The sequence below is a fragment of the Thermoanaerobacterium sp. PSU-2 genome (assembly GCF_002102475.1).
Lineage (GTDB): Bacteria > Bacillota > Thermoanaerobacteria > Thermoanaerobacterales > Thermoanaerobacteraceae > Thermoanaerobacterium.
The window spans coordinates 153833-172926 of record NZ_MSQD01000002.1; the positions used below are offsets into that span (position 1 = coordinate 153833).

The following is a 19094-nucleotide window of genomic DNA, read 5'->3' on the forward strand; positions in this document are numbered from 1 at the left end:
CCCCTAATTAGGTCTTTCAAGAGATATTTTGCCGATTTTCCCTGTGCGAAAATCATCAATAATGATTTTTGCAGCACGCTCTGTGTCAACAATTCCTCCAGAAGACAAACAACCTCTTGCTTTACCTATATCTGTGAGTAATTTATACACATCTTTGCCTATGTCTTCTAACTTGTATCTTTTCATTAAAAGCTCTGGATAATTTATTCTCAATATATCAAGTAATGAATATGCCAACTCTTCATGATTTAATAGCTCATCTTTAATTGCAGAAGTTAAAGCCAACATTATTCCAACATGTTCGTCTTCAAATTTAGGCCACAGAATGCCTGGAGTATCTAATAAATCAAAATAAGGTGTTTTAATCCACTGCTTCGATTTTGTCACACCTGGTTTATTGCCTGTCTTAGCATTTTTTGTTTTTGTTAATGAATTTATCAATGTTGATTTTCCAACGTTAGGTATACCGACTATCATTGCCCTTAATTTGGTTTTTATACCCTTCTGTCTTTTTTTATCGATTATATCGCTGCACTCTTTTAAAGTCAATTCGTAAATACTTTGAATGCATTTGCTATCTAAAGAATTTATATTAAGGCTTACATGACCTTTAAGGTTGAAATAATCGTTCCACATTTTATTGACTTCTAAATCAGCCAAATCAGATTTATTAAGTAAAATAATTCGTTTTTTATTTTTGACTAAGTCATCTATCAATGGATTTCTACTGCTTTTTGGAATTCGAGCATCTAATAACTCATAAACAATATCTACTATTTTTAAATTTTCTTCAATCAGGCGTTTAGTTTTTGCCATGTGTCCAGGATACCATTGATACATAATTTCCTCCAAATATTGAAAAAGGGACCAATCAAGTCCCCTTTATTTCTTCTCTTGAATTTTAGCAGCTTTGCCAACTCTTTTCCTAACATAATAGAGTTTAGCTCTTCTAACTCTACCTTTTCTTACTACTTCTATCTTTTCAATCCTAGGTGAGTGAAGTGGGAAAGTCCTTTCTACTCCAACACCATAAGAAATACGCCTTACGGTAAAGTTTTCTCTTAATGAACCACCACTTCTTTTTATAACAACACCTTCAAAAACCTGAATTCTTTCTTTGTCACCTTCGATAACTTTATAATGTACTCTTACAGTATCACCAACATTAAATTCAGGTACTTCTCTCAATTGTTCTCTTTCTACAATATCAACTAGATTCATTTTTTTCCCTCCTTTCAAATATCCGAATAACCTAACTCTTTAAGATATTCAATATCTTGTTCTGATAGATATTTTCTATCCAAAAGATCTGGGCGTAAATTAAGCGTAGTCTCTAATGATTTCTGCCTTCTCCACTTAGCAATCTCTGCATGGTTTCCAGACAGTAACACTTTCGGGACTTCCATCCCATTAAATATTTCAGGCCTTGTATATTGAGGATATTCTAATAAACCACAATAAAAAGATTCATCTATAAAACTTTCATCTTGCGGCAAAACACCATGTATCAACCTTGACACAGAATCTATGACTGCCATCGCAGCGATTTCGCCGCCTGTCAAGATAAAATCACCTATTGATATCTCCTCATCTATCAGTGAATACGCTCTTTCGTCGATTCCCTCGTAATGTCCACATAAAATGATTATTTCGTCGTATTTTGATAGCTCTATTGCTTTTTTTTGATCGAATCTTTTCCCTTTAGGACCCATATAAAAAACTGGCATATCTTTAGATGACTTGACTGCATTAATTGCATCGTATATTGGCTGAACCATCATTACCATGCCATACCCGCCACCATATGGATAATCATCGGTTTTCTTATGTTTGTCTTTCGAATAATCCCTGATATTTACCAAATTTACTTTTATCAATTCTCTCTCGATTGCCCTTTTTAGAATGCTATTTCTGAGTATACCTTCAAACATATCAGGAAAAATCGTTAAAACATTAAAAACCACTATAGCCCCTCCAAAAGATGGACTATCATTTTTTTGCCATTTACATCCACATCTTTAATCACATCTTTAATGGCAGGTATCAATATATCCCTCTCATCTGTTTTTACTACATACACATCATTAGCACCAGTTTTTAACACGTCCTTTAATACACCCAACTCTCTTTTGTCATCAGTGTAAACTTTCATATCTATCAAATCTTTAATAAAATACTCGTCTTCTTCTAACTCTACAGCATCATCCATCGTTATTTTTATAAATTTGTTTTTAAGCTTCTCCGCCTCATTTCTGTCATTTACTTCATAAAATTTTATCAAAACAAGATTCTTAATAAATCTTACTGATTCAATTTGATATTGAACCCTTTTGTCATCATCAAAAATATACACATAATCAAGATCATAAAATCTATCTAAATGATCTGTAAGCGGATATACCTTGACTTCGCCGTTTACACCGTATGCAGATGTAATTTTGCCTACGGATAAATAATCATCCATAAAATCACCTAAATTATTTCTACGATGACACGTTTTTTCTCTTTGGTCGCAGCAGCCTTAACAACAGTTCTTATAGCTTTTGCTATCCTACCTTGTTTACCTATAACTTTTCCCATATCTTCTGGAGCAACCTTAAGCTCTATTATAATTGACTGCTCACCTTCAATTTCATTAATTTGAACTGCATCAGGGTTGTCAACAAGAGATTTCGCAATGAACTTAACTAATTCACCCATGTTTATCCCTTCCTAAAACAGCATTTTAATTGTTAATTTTATCAAATATACCTTCTTTTTTGAATAGAGCTCTAACCGTGTCAGATGGTTGTGCACCTACTTTTAGCCACTTTATTGCTTTTTCAGAATCAATTTTAATTTCCTTTGGATTAGATACTGGATTATAATATCCAATCTCCTCTATAAACTTACCATCACGTGGTGATCTTGAATCGGCCACAACGAATCTGTAAAATGGTGACTTTTTCGCACCCATTCTTTTTAATCTAATCCTGACTGCCACTTTATCACCTCCTTTTAAAGCCAAATATTTATCTGAAAAATGGCATTTTTCTTTTGCCTATTTTCATATTTTTGCCCATATCAGTAAACTGCTTCATCATCTTCTTAGTTTGCTCAAACTGTTTAAGCAAGCTATTTACTTGCTGAATCGATGTACCACTGCCAGCAGCGATTCTTTTTTTTCTGCTGCCATTTATGATAGAAGGATTCTGTCTTTCTTCCTTAGTCATTGACTGAATTATTGCCTCTATCCTCTTTATGTCCTTATCACTTATGTTTACTCCTTTTAATTTTGACATATTTACACCGGGTATCATGGAAAACAACTGATCAATTGGCCCCATGTTTTTTAATCCCTGCAATTGATCTAAAAAGTCATCAAACGAAAACTGTTGCTCTAAAATCTTTTTTTGCAGCTCCAATGCCTTTTTTTCATCTATCTGTGCCTGAGCTTTTTCAATTAAGCTTAAAACATCTCCCATTCCCAATATTCTTGAAGCCATTCTATCTGGATGAAAAACTTCTATGTCAGTAAATTTTTCGCCTGATGCTATAAATTTAATGGGTTTATGCGTGACAGCTTTCACCGACAAAGCTGCTCCGCCTCTTGTATCACCATCAAGTTTTGTCAATATAACTCCATCTATATCAAGTTTTTCATTAAAAGATTCAGCTACATTGACAACATCTTGACCTGTCATAGCATCGACAACCAAAAGTATCTCATCTGGATTCACGGCATCTTTTATGTTTTTCAATTCATCCATCAGTTCTTCATCTACGTGAAGTCTTCCAGCCGTATCAATTATTACTACGTTATAATTATTATTTCTTGCAAAATCTATAGAAGCCTTTGCAATATCAACAGGTGAAGTCTTATCACCCATCGAAAAAACAGGCACATTTATGGATGAACCAACTACTTGAAGCTGTTTAATTGCTGCAGGTCTGTATATATCACATGCAACAAGTACAGGACTTTTTCCTTTAGACCTTAAATAATTAGCAAGTTTGCCACTTGTAGTCGTCTTACCGGAACCTTGCAATCCTACCATCATTATAACTGTTGGAGGTTTATCGCTAAAATTGATCTTGCTTTCTTTAGAACCCATCAGTGCCGTCAATTCGTCATTGACAATTTTTATGACATGCTGTGCAGGCGTTAGGCTTTCCATTACTTCTTGCCCCAAAGACTTTTCAGTAACAGTATTTATAAATTCTTTAACAACTTTAAAATTAACGTCAGCCTCTAAAAGCGCTATCTTGACTTCTTTCATAGCCTCTTTTACATCTTTTTCGCTTAGCTTGCCTTTACCCCTAAGTTTCTTAAAAATGTCTTGAAGCTTTCCAGTAAGACTTTCAAATGCCATTCAAAAACCTCCTAGAAATTTTTATTTAAAATTCTAAACCATCAATTTCTTTTTCTATATCTTCCAAAGCCTCTAAGACTTTTTGATCGGAAATATACTTTTTAACCTCACCTATCGACTGCTTTATTTTAGAGAGCTTTTCCATGTTATCATTGTATTTTTTTACAAGTCCTAATTTATCTTCATAGTATTTTAAAATACTTTCAGCCCTTTTTAAAGAGTCGTATACACCTTGTCTTGAAATATTAAGTTCCTGTGATATTTCGCCTAATGAATAATCATCCATATAATACATTTTAAATATATCCATTTGTTTGCCTGTAAGTAGCGAACCATAAAAATCATACAATACATTCATTTCAACAAAATCAGAATTCATATATATACCACCTGTTAAGGTACTTGCCTTTACATTAAGATTTTATACGAGAAAAGCTAATTTGTCAAGTTTTTATTCAAACAATGCCCTAACAAATTTTTCTGAATCAAATTCTTGAAGGTCATCAATACCTTCTCCTACACCAATAAACCTTACTGGTATATCAAGCTCAGATTTTATCGATATTACAATGCCTCCTTTTGCTGTTCCATCAAGTTTTGTCAGTATTATACCAGTTACATCTGTAGCTTCTTTAAAAATTTTAGCTTGTTGTATTGCATTTTGGCCAGTTGTAGCGTCTAAAACCAAAAACGTCTCTATATTGCCTTCATTAAATTCTCTTTGAGCAACTCTATATATTTTTTTCAATTCCTCCATAAGATTTTTTTTGTTGTGTAACCTTCCCGCAGTATCGCACAATATAACATCTACGTTTCTGGATTTCGCAGCTTTTATACCGTCAAAAAGGACAGATGCTGGATCTGACCCCTCCTCATGCCTTATTATTTCACAATTATTTCTTCCTGCCCATACCTCTAACTGATCTATGGCTGCTGCCCTAAATGTATCTGCTGCCACTAGCAATACTCTTTTTCCATCTCTTTTAAACTTATTGGCAAGTTTGCCTATTGTCGTCGTCTTACCGACACCATTGACACCAACAATTAAAATTAAAGTTGGTTGCGTAATTTTAAACGACGTCTCTTTAGCCTCCATAATATCGTATATTTCTTCTGCCAACAATTCCTTTATTTTTTCTGCATCTTTAACTTTCTGCTCTTTAGCTTTCTCTTTTAAATTATCAATAATCTTTTCTGTTGTAGAAACACCAACATCTGCTAATATTAGAATTTCCTCCAATTCTTCAAACAATTCATCGTCTACTTTTCTTCCAAACGATAATATGCCATCTATTTTAGATGTAAAATTATCCCTTGTCCTTGCAAGACCATCTTTTAATCTCTGATAAAGTCCTTTTTTATCTTCTTTTTCTACAATTTCATCGTCTTTTTTATTTTTTTTGAAGAAGTTTAGCATACATTACATTCCTTTCTAAGCACTTTCTAATTTTAACGATAATAACTTTGAAACACCTTTTTCCTGCATAGTTACTCCATATAATGTGTCAGCAACTGACATGGTACCTTTTCTGTGAGTCACAACTATAAACTGTGATTCACGTGAAAGGTCTTTCAAGTAAGATGCAAATCTATCCACATTTGCATCGTCTAGCGCAGCATCTATTTCATCGAGTATACAAAAAGGTGTCGGTCTTATTAATATCATAGCAAATAGCAATGATATTGCAACTAATGCTTTTTCGCCACCTGATAGGAGAGAAATGTTTTGAAGCTTTTTCCCAGGAGGCTGTACATTTATTTCTATCCCCGTATTAAGCAAATCATCAGGATTTGTCAACATTAACTCTGCTCTCCCACCGCCAAACAATTTTTTAAATGTTTCTTTAAATTGTGCTTCGATTAAGTTAAAATTATCTTTAAATTTGGCCTTTATAATCTTATTTGCATCATCAATAATTGAATTAAGTGAATTCTTTGCTTCCACCAAATCATCATATTGCATCTTCAGAAAATCGTATCGTTCTTTTAAATTTTTGTATTCCTCTATTGCATTTAGATTGACTATTCCTAACTCTTTAATAGATGCATTAATTTTTGATAACTGCTGCCTCAATGTCAAAATATTTTCATTTATTAAATTCGCTTTTGCATTGTTGAAAGTCATCTCATAATCTTCCCAAAGTTTATTTTTGATATTTTCAATTTCCATTTCAAGTTTTTGAATATTCAATTCTTTTAATCGTTTCTTTTCTATTTCTTTAGAATATTCATTTTCTAATTTATCCAATATTTCTTTATCTATATTTATGTTTTTCAATTTTGTCTCAATCTTTCTTTCTATTTCATGTATTTCTTCGTTAATCTTTTTAAGCCTTTCATTTAAAATTTCACTTTTCTCATTAGTTCTATTTATATCTTTTTCATACATTATTTTTAAATTTTCATACTTGTCAATGCTTTTTTCTATCTCAATAATTGATCCAGTAATGTTGCTATATTCTAACTCCTTTTCATTTAATTTCGAAACATCATTCATCAACTTTTGCTCATATTTTGCTAATTCAATTTTTAAATTAGTTATTTCTACCTCTAGCTTATTGAGAACATCAGCACTAGAATCTTTGTTGTCTTTATAATCTCTGATCAATTTGTCTAAACAAGCTTTTTTTTGATTAAGTTGCGATATGTTATCTTTGTATTTATTAATTTCCTTGTCATAGCTATTTATAATATCTCTTATCTGTTTTTCTTCTAATTCACTTTGTTTTATAATCGTGCTTAATTTTTCTATCTCCATCTCTAAAGAAGATTTATTTTTCATCAAGTCATTTAAAATGCCTGCTTTAATATTAATGTTATTTATTATATTATCCAATTTTTCTTTTGTTTTTTCCATTTCTTTGGTTAAAGTATCTTTGTGCTTTTTCAATTCTTTTAATTCTTTTGCCAATTTATTGCATTTTATATCTTCAAGTTTAATATCTTCTTTCCGCTTCAATATATTTTGAGACTTTAAGACGCTTCCTCCAGTTATAGAACCACCAGGATTAATGACTTCACCTTTTAATGTCACTAATTTAAACTGATTTTTAAATTTTCTACTTAGCGAAATAGCAGTATCTAAATCCTTTGTTACTATTACCCTTCCTAAAATAAATTTTATCGCTTTTTCAATTTTTTTATCGTAATCAATAATATCAGAAGCCAATCCTATTACTCCATCGCAGTTATTAAATGATTTATCAAATGGTTTGTACGTTATATTGTCAAGTGGCAAAAATGTCGCTCTACCAAAATTATTCTTTTTAAGCACAGATATGAGATCCTTAGCACTTTCGGTAGTTTCCGTTATAACGTCTTGAATTGCTGAACCTAATGCTATCTCAATAGCTAAAGAATATTCACTTCTTACATCAATTAATTCTCCAACTACACCTAATACATTCTTTCTTAATGACTCATTCTTCTCAATGTACTTCATCAAATTTTTAATGCTGTGATTATATCCCTCATATTCTTTATCCATATCCCTTAGAAGCCTTAACTTAGCTATCGCGCTGTTGTATTCATTTAATGTTTTTTCATATTTCCCATTTTGAATCTTTATATTATCTTCTAATGACTTTAATTTTTCTTCAGTCAAATTTTTATCATCATTAAATATAACTAATTCACTATTAAGGCTTTCAATGTTATTTTGTATTTCGTTTATTTCATGATTTTTAAGTTCAATGTCGTTTAGCAGATTGTTTTGTGTTTTAACTAAATCATTTAATTTTTCGGATAAATTATTTTTCATTATTTCCGTCTTTGAAAGAATGTTATTATTCTCTGCAATCTCATTTAAAATGTCAACTACGTCTTCTTTTGCAGATTCAACTTCCATTTGTTTTAAACTAGACTCTTCTTTTATAGATTCATACCTTGAAATAAGGATGCTTAATTCTGATTCAAAATATTGTTTCTTTGACTCAATCTCTTTTATGCTGTCATTAATTACACCTATTTCTTTTGATGTAAGAGATGATTTATTCTTACTATCTTCAAGAGATTTTTTTAATCTGTCTATATTTTCTTCACTATTTTTTACTTTTTCATTTAAAAGTTCTATCTTTCCATTTAATGTCTCTATCTCATTTATAGAATTATAATAATCTTGTTTTTTTCTGTCTAATTGCTCTTTGAAACTTTCAAGCTCTGATTCCGCTTCATTTAAAGTGTTTTTTTTGCTTTCGATTTCTGTTTTTAATTTCAACACATTCTTTTCAATCACAGTATAATCTGATTTAAAATTATTTAACTTTTTAAAAAGCTCATCTATATCATGGCAATAAATTGTTATATCAATGCGTTTTTTTTCTTCCTGTAATTTCAGGAAAGTTTCTGCTTTTATTTTTTGTTCATGCAGAGGTTCCAATTGATTTTGAAGCTCCAGCAATATATCGTTTATCCTATTTATATTTTCATTCGTCACAACTAATTTTTTTTGTGCCTCTTCCTTTTTATATTTGTATTTTGAAATTCCAGAAGCTTCCTCAAAAATTTGCCTTCTATCTTCTGGTCGTGACAGTAAAATCTCATCGATTTTACCTTGACCAATGATAGAGTACCCATCTCGCCCTATTCCTGTATCCATAAACAGCTCAAATACATCTTTTAATCTGCATTGCGTCTTGTTTATGTAAAATTCGCTTTCACCTGATCTAAATATTTTTCTGGTTATTACCACCTCAGTAAAATCCAGTGGAAGCATGTGATCACTGTTATCAAGTGTCAACGTAACTTCCGCAAAACTCAACGGCTTTCTATTTTCTGTGCCTACAAAAATGACATCTTCTAATTTATTTCCCCTTAAACTTTTGATACTTTGTTCTCCTAAAACAAGCCTTACAGCATCTGAAATATTGCTTTTTCCACTTCCGTTTGGACCAACAATTGCTGTAATTCCCTTTTCAAAATTCAATACAACTCTATCTGCAAAGGACTTAAATCCTATTATCTCTAATTTCTTTAAAAACATAAGACCCTCCAAAAATTAGAATTAAAAGGCACTCCACAAGATAATTAAAACCTGCTTTAGCAGGTTTTAATTATCTTGGTTCTACTATGAACTTTATTGCTGTTCGGGTCTCCCCTTCTATTTCTATCTCTGAAAAAGCTGGTATAGCAATTAAATCTATACCATTAGGGGCCACAAATCCTCTTGCTATTGCTATAGCTTTAACAGCCTGATTTACGGCTCCCGCTCCGACAGCCTGTATCTCAGCTACAGACTTGTCTCTCAATACAGCCGCCAATGCACCTGCTACAGATTTAGGTTGAGATTTAGCTGATACTTTTAGAACCTCCACTATAATAACCTCCTTAGTAGAATTGAAAATGAATACAAAATATATATTCTATAAATAATGACTAATTCCTTCTTTTTATAAAAATTTTTTTAAGATCATATAGTGGACTCATTTATGTAATCTTCTATTGATTTTTTAAATACATGTCCGTCATATTCTAAAAGCACGCTGTCTTCTTTAACATCTTCAAGCTGAACTATATTAATTTTTACGCCAAATTCCGATTCTAAGTAAATCTTATTTCTTTTTTTGTTTCCAATTAAAGCTGAAACCGAACGAGGATTGACATAAATAAACACCGTACATTCTTTAATATCGTTATTTTGAAAAAGATGTTTAACAACATCTTTATAAATAGACGACTTTACTAACTCTCCAAACGCTGGATGAAACGGACCAGCTACTACATCTCTATTTACGTTTATCGCATCTGTTGCTTGTAGTCCTATTCTAATTACATCTATATGGTTTTTCTTAAATTTGATGTACAATTCTTTTGAAATCTCCACAGCATCTTCCAAACTAATAGGCATATACACCCCATTTTTATACATTTTTTCTAAATAAGTGCCTTTCAAAACGAGAGTAGGATAAATCCTTACAAACGCAGGTTTCAATGAAATTATCTCATCCGCTGTTTTTAATGTTTTTTGTCTAGTATCACCCGGCAATCCTACCATAATCTGTAGCCCTAATGTAAATCCATATGCTTTTATAAGCCTTGATGCTCTATAAACATCATCAATGCTATGACCTCTATGGCTCCTTAATAGCACTTCATTATCCAGGCTTTGTACTCCCAGTTCTATGATCGAAACATCATACCTTTTTAAATTGTCAAGAATAATCTCATCTATATAATCAGGTCTGGTAGACAATCGAATTGCATCTATGTTTCCTGAAGCCAAATATTTTTGTGCAATCGACAAAAAATTCTTTTGTATCTCTAATGGTATTCCGGTAAAGCTTCCACCATAAAAGGAAACCTCAACGTGAGCATATTTCGGAATAGTCTTCAAATAATCTTCGATAGTTCTTTCTACGTATTCCTCATTTACTTCCGATTTCAAACCAGTTATTTCGTCTTGATTGCAAAAAACACATTTATGAGGACATCCTAAATGTGGAACAAAAATCGGTATAATGTAGATATCTTTCATATTAACCCCATCTTGCTTAAAGCCTCCATGGCTGCATATTGCTCAGCTTCTTTTTTACTTCTTCCCTTTCCTCTACCAAGTCTATTTTCACCGACAAAAACTTCTATCACAAACATCTTATTGTGATCAGGCCCATATTCATCTATTAGTTTATAATTCACTCTTTCTGAGCCCATTTTTTGTGTTACTTCTTGCAACTTTGTTTTATAATCCCGATATATTAATCCACTTAAAACTTCGTTTATAATTTTCTCAAAGAGCCTTAATACAACTTCACTTACTGTTTTAAGATCTGAATCCAAGTAGACTGCCGCTATTAAAGCTTCCATCGCATCTGCAAGGATAGAATCCCTATTGCGGCCACCTGTCATCTCTTCACCTCTACCTATATTTAAATACTTGCCAATCTCTATCTCTCTTGCACATCGCGCAAGTGAAGGCTCACAGACTATTTCGGCTCTATACTTTGACAAATAGCCTTCTTCCAAATCAGTCCTATTTTTATATAAGTATTCACTTATTACGATGCTTAAGACAGAATCGCCTAAAAACTCCAATCTTTCATTGCTGCTTAGAAAGTTTTTGCTTTCATTTGCCCATGAACTATGTGTTAAAGCATTTTTAAGCAATTTTTTATTATTAAAAGTATAACCGATATTTTTCTCTAAATTTTCATATCTATCGCTTAACTCCATGATTGTGCCTCTTTCAATATTTTTTAAACACTAATGAAGCATTGTGTCCTCCAAAGCCAAAAGAATTTGACAAAGCATAATTTACATCCATCTTTAAAGCTTTATTTGGAACATAATCCAAATCGCATTCAGGATCTGGAGTCTCATAATTGATAGTAGGCGGAACAATTCCATTTTTTATAGCAAGTATTGTAGCTACAGCTTCCACAGCCCCTGATGCTCCAAGCATATGTCCTGTCATAGACTTGGTGGAACTGATTTTTAATTTATAAGCATGTTCTCCAAATACATTTTTAATAGCCATAGTTTCATATTTATCGTTGTACTCTGTAGAAGTCCCGTGTGCGTTTATATAATCAATATCATCTGGCACAATACCAGCATCTTTTAGTGCAAGTTTCATCGCTCTCGCTGCTCCTTCGCCCAAAGGCGCAGGTGCAGTTATATGATAAGCATCGGCAGTAGCACCATAACCCACAATCTCACAGTATATTTTAGCACCTCTTTTTAACGCATGATCCAATGACTCGAGGACAAGTGTAGCCGACCCTTCTCCCATTATAAATCCATCTCTATTAGCATCAAAAGGTCTGCACGCAGTCTTAGGATCTTCATTTGTTGACATCGCCTTCATTGAGCAAAATCCCGCAATTGCCAAAGGTGTTATTGCAGCTTCACTGCCACCAGTAACAATTATATCCGCATCACCGCGCTCAATTACTTTAAATGCATCACCTATGGCATTGGAACTTGATGCACATGCGTTGACTATCGTTTCATTGTGTCCTTTAAGTCCAAAAGTAATCGATATGAGCCCTGCTGCCATATCGGCTATCATCATCGGAACAAAAAAAGGACTTACTCTTCCTGGACCTTTCTCCCTTAAAATATTCTGTTGATTTTCTAACGTTTCTATTCCACCTATTCCTGAGCCATACACAACGCCTATTCTATCCAAATCTTCACTGGCAAGGTCAAGTCCTGAATCTGCTAAAGCCATTTTTGCAGATGCCAAAGCAAACTGAGTAAATCTGTCCATCCTCTTGGCTTCTTTTTTATCAATATAATCTGTCGGTTCGAAATCTTTTACTTCTGCCGCCAGTTTCGTTGGATAAGCTGAAACATCAAATCTGGAAATTCTATCAATTCCCGACTTTCCATTTATAAGAGAATTCCATAAATCATCAATGTTATTGCCTATTGGAGTTATGGCTCCTATACCAGTTATTACAACCCTGTTCATAGATAATCCTCCATCAAATAATTATCTAATTAAGTCCCGCAATTGCGGGACTTAATATTACTTTTCAAGATTTTTTAAATATTCTACTACATCACCAACTGTCTTAATTTTTTCTGCATCTTCATCAGGAATTTCAACATCAAATTCTTCCTCAAGCGCCATGATTAATTCAACTATATCGAGTGAATCTGCTCCAAGATCATCTATAAAAGATGATTCCATAGTGACTTCTTCTGGATCTACTCCCAATTGTTCAACGATTATGTCTCTAATCTTTTCAAACTCCATAAAGTTCACCTCCTCTCAAAGCACCCATATTAGAATAATATTACATTACCATTCCTCCGTCAACATTGATTACCTGTCCTGTAATATAATCTGAAGCATTGCTGGCAAGAAAAGACACTACATTTGCTATATCCTGTGGTTTTCCTGCTCTTTTTAATGGTATGGAATTCAACATTGACGATTTTACTGTTTCACTTAATACATCTGTCATATCAGTTTCTATAAAACCAGGCGCAATAGCATTAACAGTTATTCCTCTGGACGCTAATTCTTTTGCCAAAGATTTTGTCAAACCTATAATTCCAGCTTTAGATGCCGCATAATTGGATTGGCCTGCATTTCCAATCACACCTACTACTGAAGATATGTTTATAATTTTCCCTTTTCTTCTTTTTATCATATACTTAGAAACAAATTTTATTACATTAAAAGTTCCCTTTAAATTAACATCTATAACATTATCCCAGTCATCTTCTGACATTCTAAGTATAAGGTTATCCTTTGTTATTCCAGCATTATTTACAACAACGTCAATATTACCGAACATATCGATTATGTCATTGACCATTTTTTCAACTTCATTATAATTTGAAATATCGCATTTTAAAGCACAAGATTCAACGCCAAACTTTTTAGCTTCTTCAACAGTCTCTAAAGCATCTTTCGAACTCTTTGAATAATTAATTACGACATTATACCCGTCTTCTGCTAACTTTAAGGCGATAGCTTTCCCTATCCCTTTTCCTCCTCCTGTCACTAATGCCGTTTTAATTTCCCTATCCATTCAGTTTACCTCCAAAGTGGATAAAAGTTTATCAAGCGAACTCGTATCTTCAAAATTGATGGCTTTTTTCGTCTTATCTATTCTCTTCATGAATCCAGTAAGTGTTTTCCCTGGCCCTATTTCAATGAAAACTTCAACTTGATCATCAATCATCTTTCTTACTGATTGTTCCCATAAAACAGGACTGCTTACCTGTTTCACTAAGGTCTTTTTAACTTCGTCAATTTTAAGGTAATCCGCAGTAACATTAGTAATGACTGGAACTGACATATCAAATATTGGAACATGCTTCAAATCTTCTTCTAGTTTAATGCCTGCATCCTTAAGCATACTGCAGTGAAATGGTGCACTAACAGGCAACATAACTGCTTTTTTTGCCCCTTTTTCTTTAGCAAGTTCTACAGCTTTTTCTAAAGCTTTAATTTCACCTGCAATCGATAATTGCCCTGGACAATTGTAGTTAGCTGGTTCAACAACACCAAATTCTCTTACATTATAGCATATATTCTCTACCACTTCATTGTCAAGTCCTATTATTGCTGCCATTCCTCCTATACCTATTGGAACAGCATTTTGCATGTATTCTCCCCTTTTCTTCACAAGCTTCACTGCATCTTTAAAAGATAATACACCTGAATATACAAGAGAACTGTATTCACCTAAGCTTAAGCCAGCCGTCACATCTGCTTTCAACCCTCTTTTTGATAGCACCTTAGTCAATGCAATACTTACCGTCAATATGGCAGGTTGTGTATTTTCCGTCTTCATTAATTCTTCATCAGGACCTTCAAAACATAATCTAGTAATATCGTATTTTAATGCATCATTTGCCTCTTCAAAAACTTCTCTTGCTTCAGCAAAATTTTCATATATTTCTTTGCCCATTCCTGTATATTGTGCACCTTGTCCTGGATATATAAATGCAATCTTCATCTTTTAAAGCCCCCATATAAACTTACAATAATTTTCTCAGCATCATTAAACAAATCCTCAATTATTGCTTTAGCAGGCTTAATATCGTTTATAAGACCAGATATTTGACCAGCCATAACAGAACCATTCAAAACATCTCCATATACTACTGCATCTCTTAACTTTCCTGCACCTAACTGTTCCAATTCCTCTTTTGAAGCTCCGTTTTGCTCTGCTTTTTCAAACTCTCTTGTAAGATGATTTTTTAAAGATCTTACAGGATGGCCTGTAGTTCTGCCAGTCACAACTGCATCTCTGTCCTTAGCATTTATTATGTACTCCTTATATTTTTCATTTGCTGTACACTCCGTACAACACACAAATCGCGTACCCAACTGAACACCTTGAGCTCCAAGGCAAAAAGCTGCAGCAACACCTCTTCCATCGCCAATGCCACCTGCCGCTATGACAGGTATACTCACCGCATCGACAACTTGAGGCACTAAAGCCATAGTAGTAAGCTCACCTATATGTCCACCTGATTCTGTTCCTTCTGCTACAACCGCATCGACCCCAATTGATTCCATTCTTTTAGCCAATGCAACAGATGGGACAACAGGAACAACTTTTATATTGTTTTCTTTCAACCTGTTTATATATTTGCCTGGATTCCCAGCACCTGTAGTGATAACACTTACTTTTTCCTCTATCACAACATCCATAACTTCATCAACAAATGGCGACATTAACATTACATTAACGCCAAAAGGTCTATCAGTCAATTCTCTCGCTTTTCTTATTTGTTCTTTGACAAAACTGGCAGGTGCATTTCCTGCACCAATAATGCCAAGTCCACCAGCATTTGAAACTGCAGCAGCCAATTCTGCTGTTGCAACCCAAGCCATTCCACCTTGAAATATAGGATATTCCAAGCCAAATAAATCAGTAATCTGTGTCTTTATCATGTTCTCACTCCTATCTCAACCACTTTATCACAGTAGAACCCCACGTTAAACCAGCGCCAAACGCAACCATCAAAATTATATCTCCATTTTTTATTCTCCCTGCTTTTAAAGCCTCGTCTAAAGCGACAATGACAGAAGCTGCAGACATATTTCCGTATTTATCCAAGTTGATAAAAACTTTTTCTTTTGACAGTTTCAACTTTTTCATTGCTGCATCTATTATTCTAATATTTGCTTGATGTGGTATAAAAAGATCTACATCTTCAGGTTTCAATCCGCATCTATTTAAAACCTCTACAGTCGCTGTATTCATGACATTGACTGCAAATTTAAAAACTTCCTGCCCATTCATATGGATTGTATGTAATTTGTTTTTTACAGTATCTTCACTTGCTGGCATTCGCGAACCACCAGCTGGCATGTATAAATGCATTCCTCCAGTTCCATCAGCCCCAATGACATTGTCTAAAATTCCGTATCCATCTTTAACCGGACCTACTATAGCAGCCCCTGCTCCATCACCAAATAATACACAAGTATTCCTGTCCTCCCAATTGGTTATTTTTGATAACACGTCTGCTGCAATCACAAGGACAGTCTTATATGTACCACTCTCCACAAACTGTTTTGCTATAGAAAGGCCATATATAAATCCAGAACATCCTACTTCTATGTCAAAAGCCGCTGCTTTTGTAGCTTTAATATTTGCCTGTACAAGACAAGCAGTAGAAGGGAAATTCATATCTGGAACGACAGTTGCAACGATAATTAAATCTATTTCTGAAGCTTCTATTCTAGCATCTTCAATAGCCTTTTTTGCCGCTTCAGTTGCCATGTAAGACGTAGTCATTGATTGTGGTGCAATGCGTCTTTCCTTTATCCCTGTCCTCGATACGATCCATTCATCTGAAGTATCCACCATCTTTTCTAGATCTTGATTTGTCAACTTGTTTTCTGGGACAAAACTTCCCGTTCCCAAAATTCCAGCTTTGAAATCTCTATTTTGCAGCACTTATATCATCTCCAATCAATTCTATTTCCCTCTGGATGTGTGATATAACATCCATTTCCACAATTGTTTTAGCCTGTCTTATAGCATTAAAAATTGCTTTTTCTTTCGAACTTCCATGAGCCTTAATAACAGGTTTCTTTATACCAAGAAGCGGAGCACCACCATATTCAGTGTAATCCATTTTCTTAACTATGTTCTTTAAAGCACCGTAAATTAACATAGCACCTAATTTAGTAAATATATTCCTTTGAAGCTCCTGCTTTAACAAGGATGATATTACAGATGCAGTCCCTTCCATCGACTTTAAGATGGCGTTTCCAACAAATCCATCACATGTTACAACGTCTGCAATCCCATAAGCAATGTCTCTACCCTCGACATTTCCAATGAAATTTAAATGAGAATTTCTTATTAAATCGTAAACTTGTTTTGTAAGCTCATTTCCTTTTTCTTCTTCAGCGCCAATATTAAACAATCCAATTTTAGGGTTCTCGACATTAAGCATTTTTTGTGCATATACACTTCCCATTATAGCAAACTGAAACAAATTTATTGGTTTGCAATCTGTGTTTGAACCTGCATCAAGTAAAATTGTGGCACCATTCAAAGTTGGCAGTATTGGTGCCAACGCTGGCCTATCTATCCCTTTGATCCTTCCAATATTAAAAAGCGAACCCGCCATTAAAGCACCCGTATTGCCTGCTGATAAAAAAGCATCCACTTCATCCCTTTTAAGCATTTCAATGCCAACAGCCATAGAAGAATCTTTCTTTTTCCTTATGGCGGCTACAGGTGGTTCATTGTTTGTAATTACATCTTTTGCATGTACAATAGTCAAGCCATCTTTTTCTTTTACATATTTATCTAATTGCTCTTTGTTTCCAACCAAAACTATTTCTATATCAAAACTATCTAATGCCTTTTCAACGCCTTTTATTATTTCATATGGAGCATAATCTCCTCCCATAGCATCAACTGCTATTTTCAAGGTTGTTGCACCTCCTTTTCGGTGCTATCGCTTTCTAAAGATACTAATATAAATTTGCCTCTGAACACTTCTCTATCTTTCACTTTAATCATAACCCATACAAAATATTTATTCCCTCTTTTTCTGGTTACTTCTGCTTTTGCGACAAGCCTATCACCTATCTTGACTGGATATTTATACTTTATATTTGCAACACCTATCAATGCAGCCTCAGCATCGATAACAGATATCGCCAAAGACTCTGCTTGTGAATATATGTAATGCCCTCTTATAATTTTCGTCTTTAAAAAAGCCATTTCAGGCGTAGGCTCGAAAACAGATATTCCGCTTTTTCCTAACTCTAAATCGATAAGCTCACCTACTATTTCGCTGCCTACTATTGCTTTTACCTTGTTATAATTTTTTTCAGCAACGTTCTTTATTCTTTCTCTAAGCTCTGGAATACCTAATTCCATTCTATCCAGCCTTATCGTCTGAACGCTAACCGAAAACAAATCAGCTAATTCGTCATCAGTATAAAATGGATATTTTTCAATCTCAATTTTTAATTTTTTTAGTCTATCTCTTTTACTAAGCTTCGTGGCCACATTATCAGCTCCAAATATAAGTTGTTTTTATGACTTACTCATAATTATAAATTACGCCGTATATAAAAGTCAAGAAATAAAAAAGAAAAGTAATAGAGAAAACTCCATTACTTTTCTTCCACTTTCAATACCTCTTTACCATCGTAATAACCACAGCTTAAGCAAACTCTGTGAGGCAATTTTGGTTCGTGACATTGTGGGCACAAAACATAAGCAGGTACAGCTAAACTATGGCTATGCCTTCTCTTATCTCTTCTTGCCTTAGATGTTCTACGCTTTGGAACTGGCATACTATACACCTCCTACATCTTCTGCAGTAATTTATTCAAAACTGAAAGGCGTGGATCAATTTCTTTTATTTGGCAATCGCATTTTTCATGATTAAGATTTTTACCACAAGTAGGACATAGACCCTTGCAATCATTGGAGCAAATGAATTTCATGGGAAGAGAAAGTTCTACATTTTCAATTACAATCTTCGTCAAATCAAGCTTTTCATCTTCCACTTCACCAGAAAATTCATCATCAGACTCGTTCACTACTTCATCAATCGGTATTACAAACTCATACTCAAATTCATCAAGGCACCTATCGCATGTTACTTTAATAGCCCCACGTGCTAAAAGCTTTAAAACTATCCCTTCACTGTCGTGTGTTATGCTTCCAGTAACGGTAATTGGCTTTATAACCACGTATCTGTTGCTATTTGCCTCAAGAACACTCAGATTTTCTACGTAGTTGACTTCAATGCTGCGACCCCTATGTCCCTTAATTTTTGATAAATCAATTTTCATTT

The 19094-nt window shown here is 33.8% G+C and carries 23 protein-coding genes; all 23 read right to left on the reverse strand.

All coding sequences use genetic code 11. The features are described from left to right. Positions 1 to 3 precede the first annotated feature (3 nt). The 23 genes from ylqF to BVF91_RS02890 all read right to left on the reverse strand — a co-directional run bounded on the left by ylqF (position 4) and on the right by BVF91_RS02890 (position 19092). The gene (gene ylqF, locus BVF91_RS02780; protein ID WP_085111999.1) at positions 4 to 840 is read right to left on the reverse strand and encodes a ribosome biogenesis GTPase YlqF; all 837 of its coding nucleotides are present in this window, start codon (positions 838 to 840) and stop codon (positions 4 to 6) included. A 42-nt stretch (positions 841 to 882) separates the two neighbouring features. Then, positions 883 to 1221, reverse strand: a complete 339-nt coding sequence (rplS, locus tag BVF91_RS02785) for a 50S ribosomal protein L19 (RefSeq protein WP_014758630.1) — start codon at positions 1219 to 1221, stop codon at positions 883 to 885. 14 nt (positions 1222 to 1235) lie between these two features. Further along, positions 1236 to 1964 (reverse strand): tRNA (guanosine(37)-N1)-methyltransferase TrmD, encoded by a 729-nt coding sequence (gene trmD / locus BVF91_RS02790; protein ID WP_085112000.1) that lies wholly within the window; start codon positions 1962 to 1964, stop codon positions 1236 to 1238. Then, positions 1964 to 2464, reverse strand: coding sequence for a ribosome maturation factor RimM (gene rimM / locus BVF91_RS02795; RefSeq protein WP_085112001.1), 501 nt, complete (start codon positions 2462 to 2464; stop codon positions 1964 to 1966). The genes trmD and rimM overlap by 1 nt, the downstream gene beginning before the upstream one ends. A gap of 8 nt (positions 2465 to 2472) precedes the next feature. Then, complete coding sequence (locus tag BVF91_RS02800) at positions 2473 to 2700, reverse strand: KH domain-containing protein (protein ID WP_013788123.1); 228 nt, start codon at positions 2698 to 2700, stop codon at positions 2473 to 2475. A gap of 25 nt (positions 2701 to 2725) precedes the next feature. Continuing rightward, positions 2726 to 2983 carry a 30S ribosomal protein S16 gene (rpsP, locus tag BVF91_RS02805; protein WP_013788124.1) on the reverse strand — a complete coding sequence of 86 codons (258 nt, stop codon included), beginning with the start codon at positions 2981 to 2983 and terminating at the stop codon, positions 2726 to 2728. A 28-nt stretch (positions 2984 to 3011) separates the two neighbouring features. Continuing rightward, complete coding sequence (gene ffh / locus BVF91_RS02810) at positions 3012 to 4352, reverse strand: signal recognition particle protein (protein WP_085112002.1); 1341 nt, start codon at positions 4350 to 4352, stop codon at positions 3012 to 3014. A 25-nt stretch (positions 4353 to 4377) separates the two neighbouring features. Further along, positions 4378 to 4731, reverse strand: a complete 354-nt coding sequence (gene ylxM, locus BVF91_RS02815) for a YlxM family DNA-binding protein (protein ID WP_085112003.1) — start codon at positions 4729 to 4731, stop codon at positions 4378 to 4380. A 72-nt stretch (positions 4732 to 4803) separates the two neighbouring features. Then, the gene (ftsY, locus tag BVF91_RS02820) at positions 4804 to 5769 is read right to left on the reverse strand and encodes a signal recognition particle-docking protein FtsY (protein WP_085112004.1); all 966 of its coding nucleotides are present in this window, start codon (positions 5767 to 5769) and stop codon (positions 4804 to 4806) included. A gap of 15 nt (positions 5770 to 5784) precedes the next feature. After that, complete coding sequence (gene smc, locus BVF91_RS02825; RefSeq protein ID WP_085112005.1) at positions 5785 to 9333, reverse strand: chromosome segregation protein SMC; 3549 nt, start codon at positions 9331 to 9333, stop codon at positions 5785 to 5787. Between the two features lie 70 nt (positions 9334 to 9403). Next, complete coding sequence (locus tag BVF91_RS02830) at positions 9404 to 9664, reverse strand: stage V sporulation protein S (RefSeq protein WP_013788129.1); 261 nt, start codon at positions 9662 to 9664, stop codon at positions 9404 to 9406. Between the two features lie 95 nt (positions 9665 to 9759). After that, positions 9760 to 10824: an elongator complex protein 3 gene (locus tag BVF91_RS02835; protein ID WP_085112006.1), complete on the reverse strand. Its 1065-nt coding sequence runs from the start codon at positions 10822 to 10824 to the stop codon at positions 9760 to 9762. Continuing rightward, positions 10821 to 11519 (reverse strand): ribonuclease III, encoded by a 699-nt coding sequence (gene rnc, locus BVF91_RS02840; protein ID WP_085112007.1) that lies wholly within the window; start codon positions 11517 to 11519, stop codon positions 10821 to 10823. Before rnc ends, BVF91_RS02835 begins: the two co-directional genes overlap by 4 nt. 13 nt (positions 11520 to 11532) lie before the next feature. Next, positions 11533 to 12762 (reverse strand): beta-ketoacyl-ACP synthase II, encoded by a 1230-nt coding sequence (gene fabF, locus BVF91_RS02845; protein WP_085112008.1) that lies wholly within the window; start codon positions 12760 to 12762, stop codon positions 11533 to 11535. A 57-nt stretch (positions 12763 to 12819) separates the two neighbouring features. Further along, positions 12820 to 13050: an acyl carrier protein gene (gene acpP, locus BVF91_RS02850; protein WP_013297969.1), complete on the reverse strand. Its 231-nt coding sequence runs from the start codon at positions 13048 to 13050 to the stop codon at positions 12820 to 12822. A 40-nt stretch (positions 13051 to 13090) separates the two neighbouring features. Continuing rightward, positions 13091 to 13834, reverse strand: coding sequence for a 3-oxoacyl-[acyl-carrier-protein] reductase (gene fabG, locus BVF91_RS02855; protein ID WP_085112009.1), 744 nt, complete (start codon positions 13832 to 13834; stop codon positions 13091 to 13093). Further along, on the reverse strand, positions 13835 to 14767 hold the full coding sequence (gene fabD / locus BVF91_RS02860; protein ID WP_085112010.1) for an ACP S-malonyltransferase: 933 nt from the start codon (positions 14765 to 14767) through the stop codon (positions 13835 to 13837). Then, the gene (gene fabK, locus BVF91_RS02865; RefSeq protein ID WP_085112011.1) at positions 14764 to 15711 is read right to left on the reverse strand and encodes an enoyl-[acyl-carrier-protein] reductase FabK; all 948 of its coding nucleotides are present in this window, start codon (positions 15709 to 15711) and stop codon (positions 14764 to 14766) included. The genes fabD and fabK overlap by 4 nt, the downstream gene beginning before the upstream one ends. Positions 15712 to 15721: 10 nt before the next feature. Then, positions 15722 to 16723 (reverse strand): beta-ketoacyl-ACP synthase III, encoded by a 1002-nt coding sequence (locus BVF91_RS02870; protein WP_085112012.1) that lies wholly within the window; start codon positions 16721 to 16723, stop codon positions 15722 to 15724. Next, positions 16710 to 17711: a phosphate acyltransferase PlsX gene (gene plsX, locus BVF91_RS02875; protein WP_085112013.1), complete on the reverse strand. Its 1002-nt coding sequence runs from the start codon at positions 17709 to 17711 to the stop codon at positions 16710 to 16712. The genes BVF91_RS02870 and plsX overlap by 14 nt, the downstream gene beginning before the upstream one ends. After that, a complete protein-coding gene (gene fapR, locus BVF91_RS02880; RefSeq protein ID WP_013788138.1) occupies positions 17708 to 18298 on the reverse strand; it encodes a transcription factor FapR in 591 nt (196 codons plus the stop codon). The genes plsX and fapR overlap by 4 nt, the downstream gene beginning before the upstream one ends. A gap of 107 nt (positions 18299 to 18405) precedes the next feature. Next, positions 18406 to 18588 (reverse strand): 50S ribosomal protein L32, encoded by a 183-nt coding sequence (gene rpmF, locus BVF91_RS02885; protein WP_013788139.1) that lies wholly within the window; start codon positions 18586 to 18588, stop codon positions 18406 to 18408. Positions 18589 to 18600: 12 nt separating this feature from the next. Further along, positions 18601 to 19092, reverse strand: a complete 492-nt coding sequence (locus tag BVF91_RS02890) for a YceD family protein (RefSeq protein ID WP_085112014.1) — start codon at positions 19090 to 19092, stop codon at positions 18601 to 18603. Positions 19093 to 19094 lie beyond the last annotated feature (2 nt).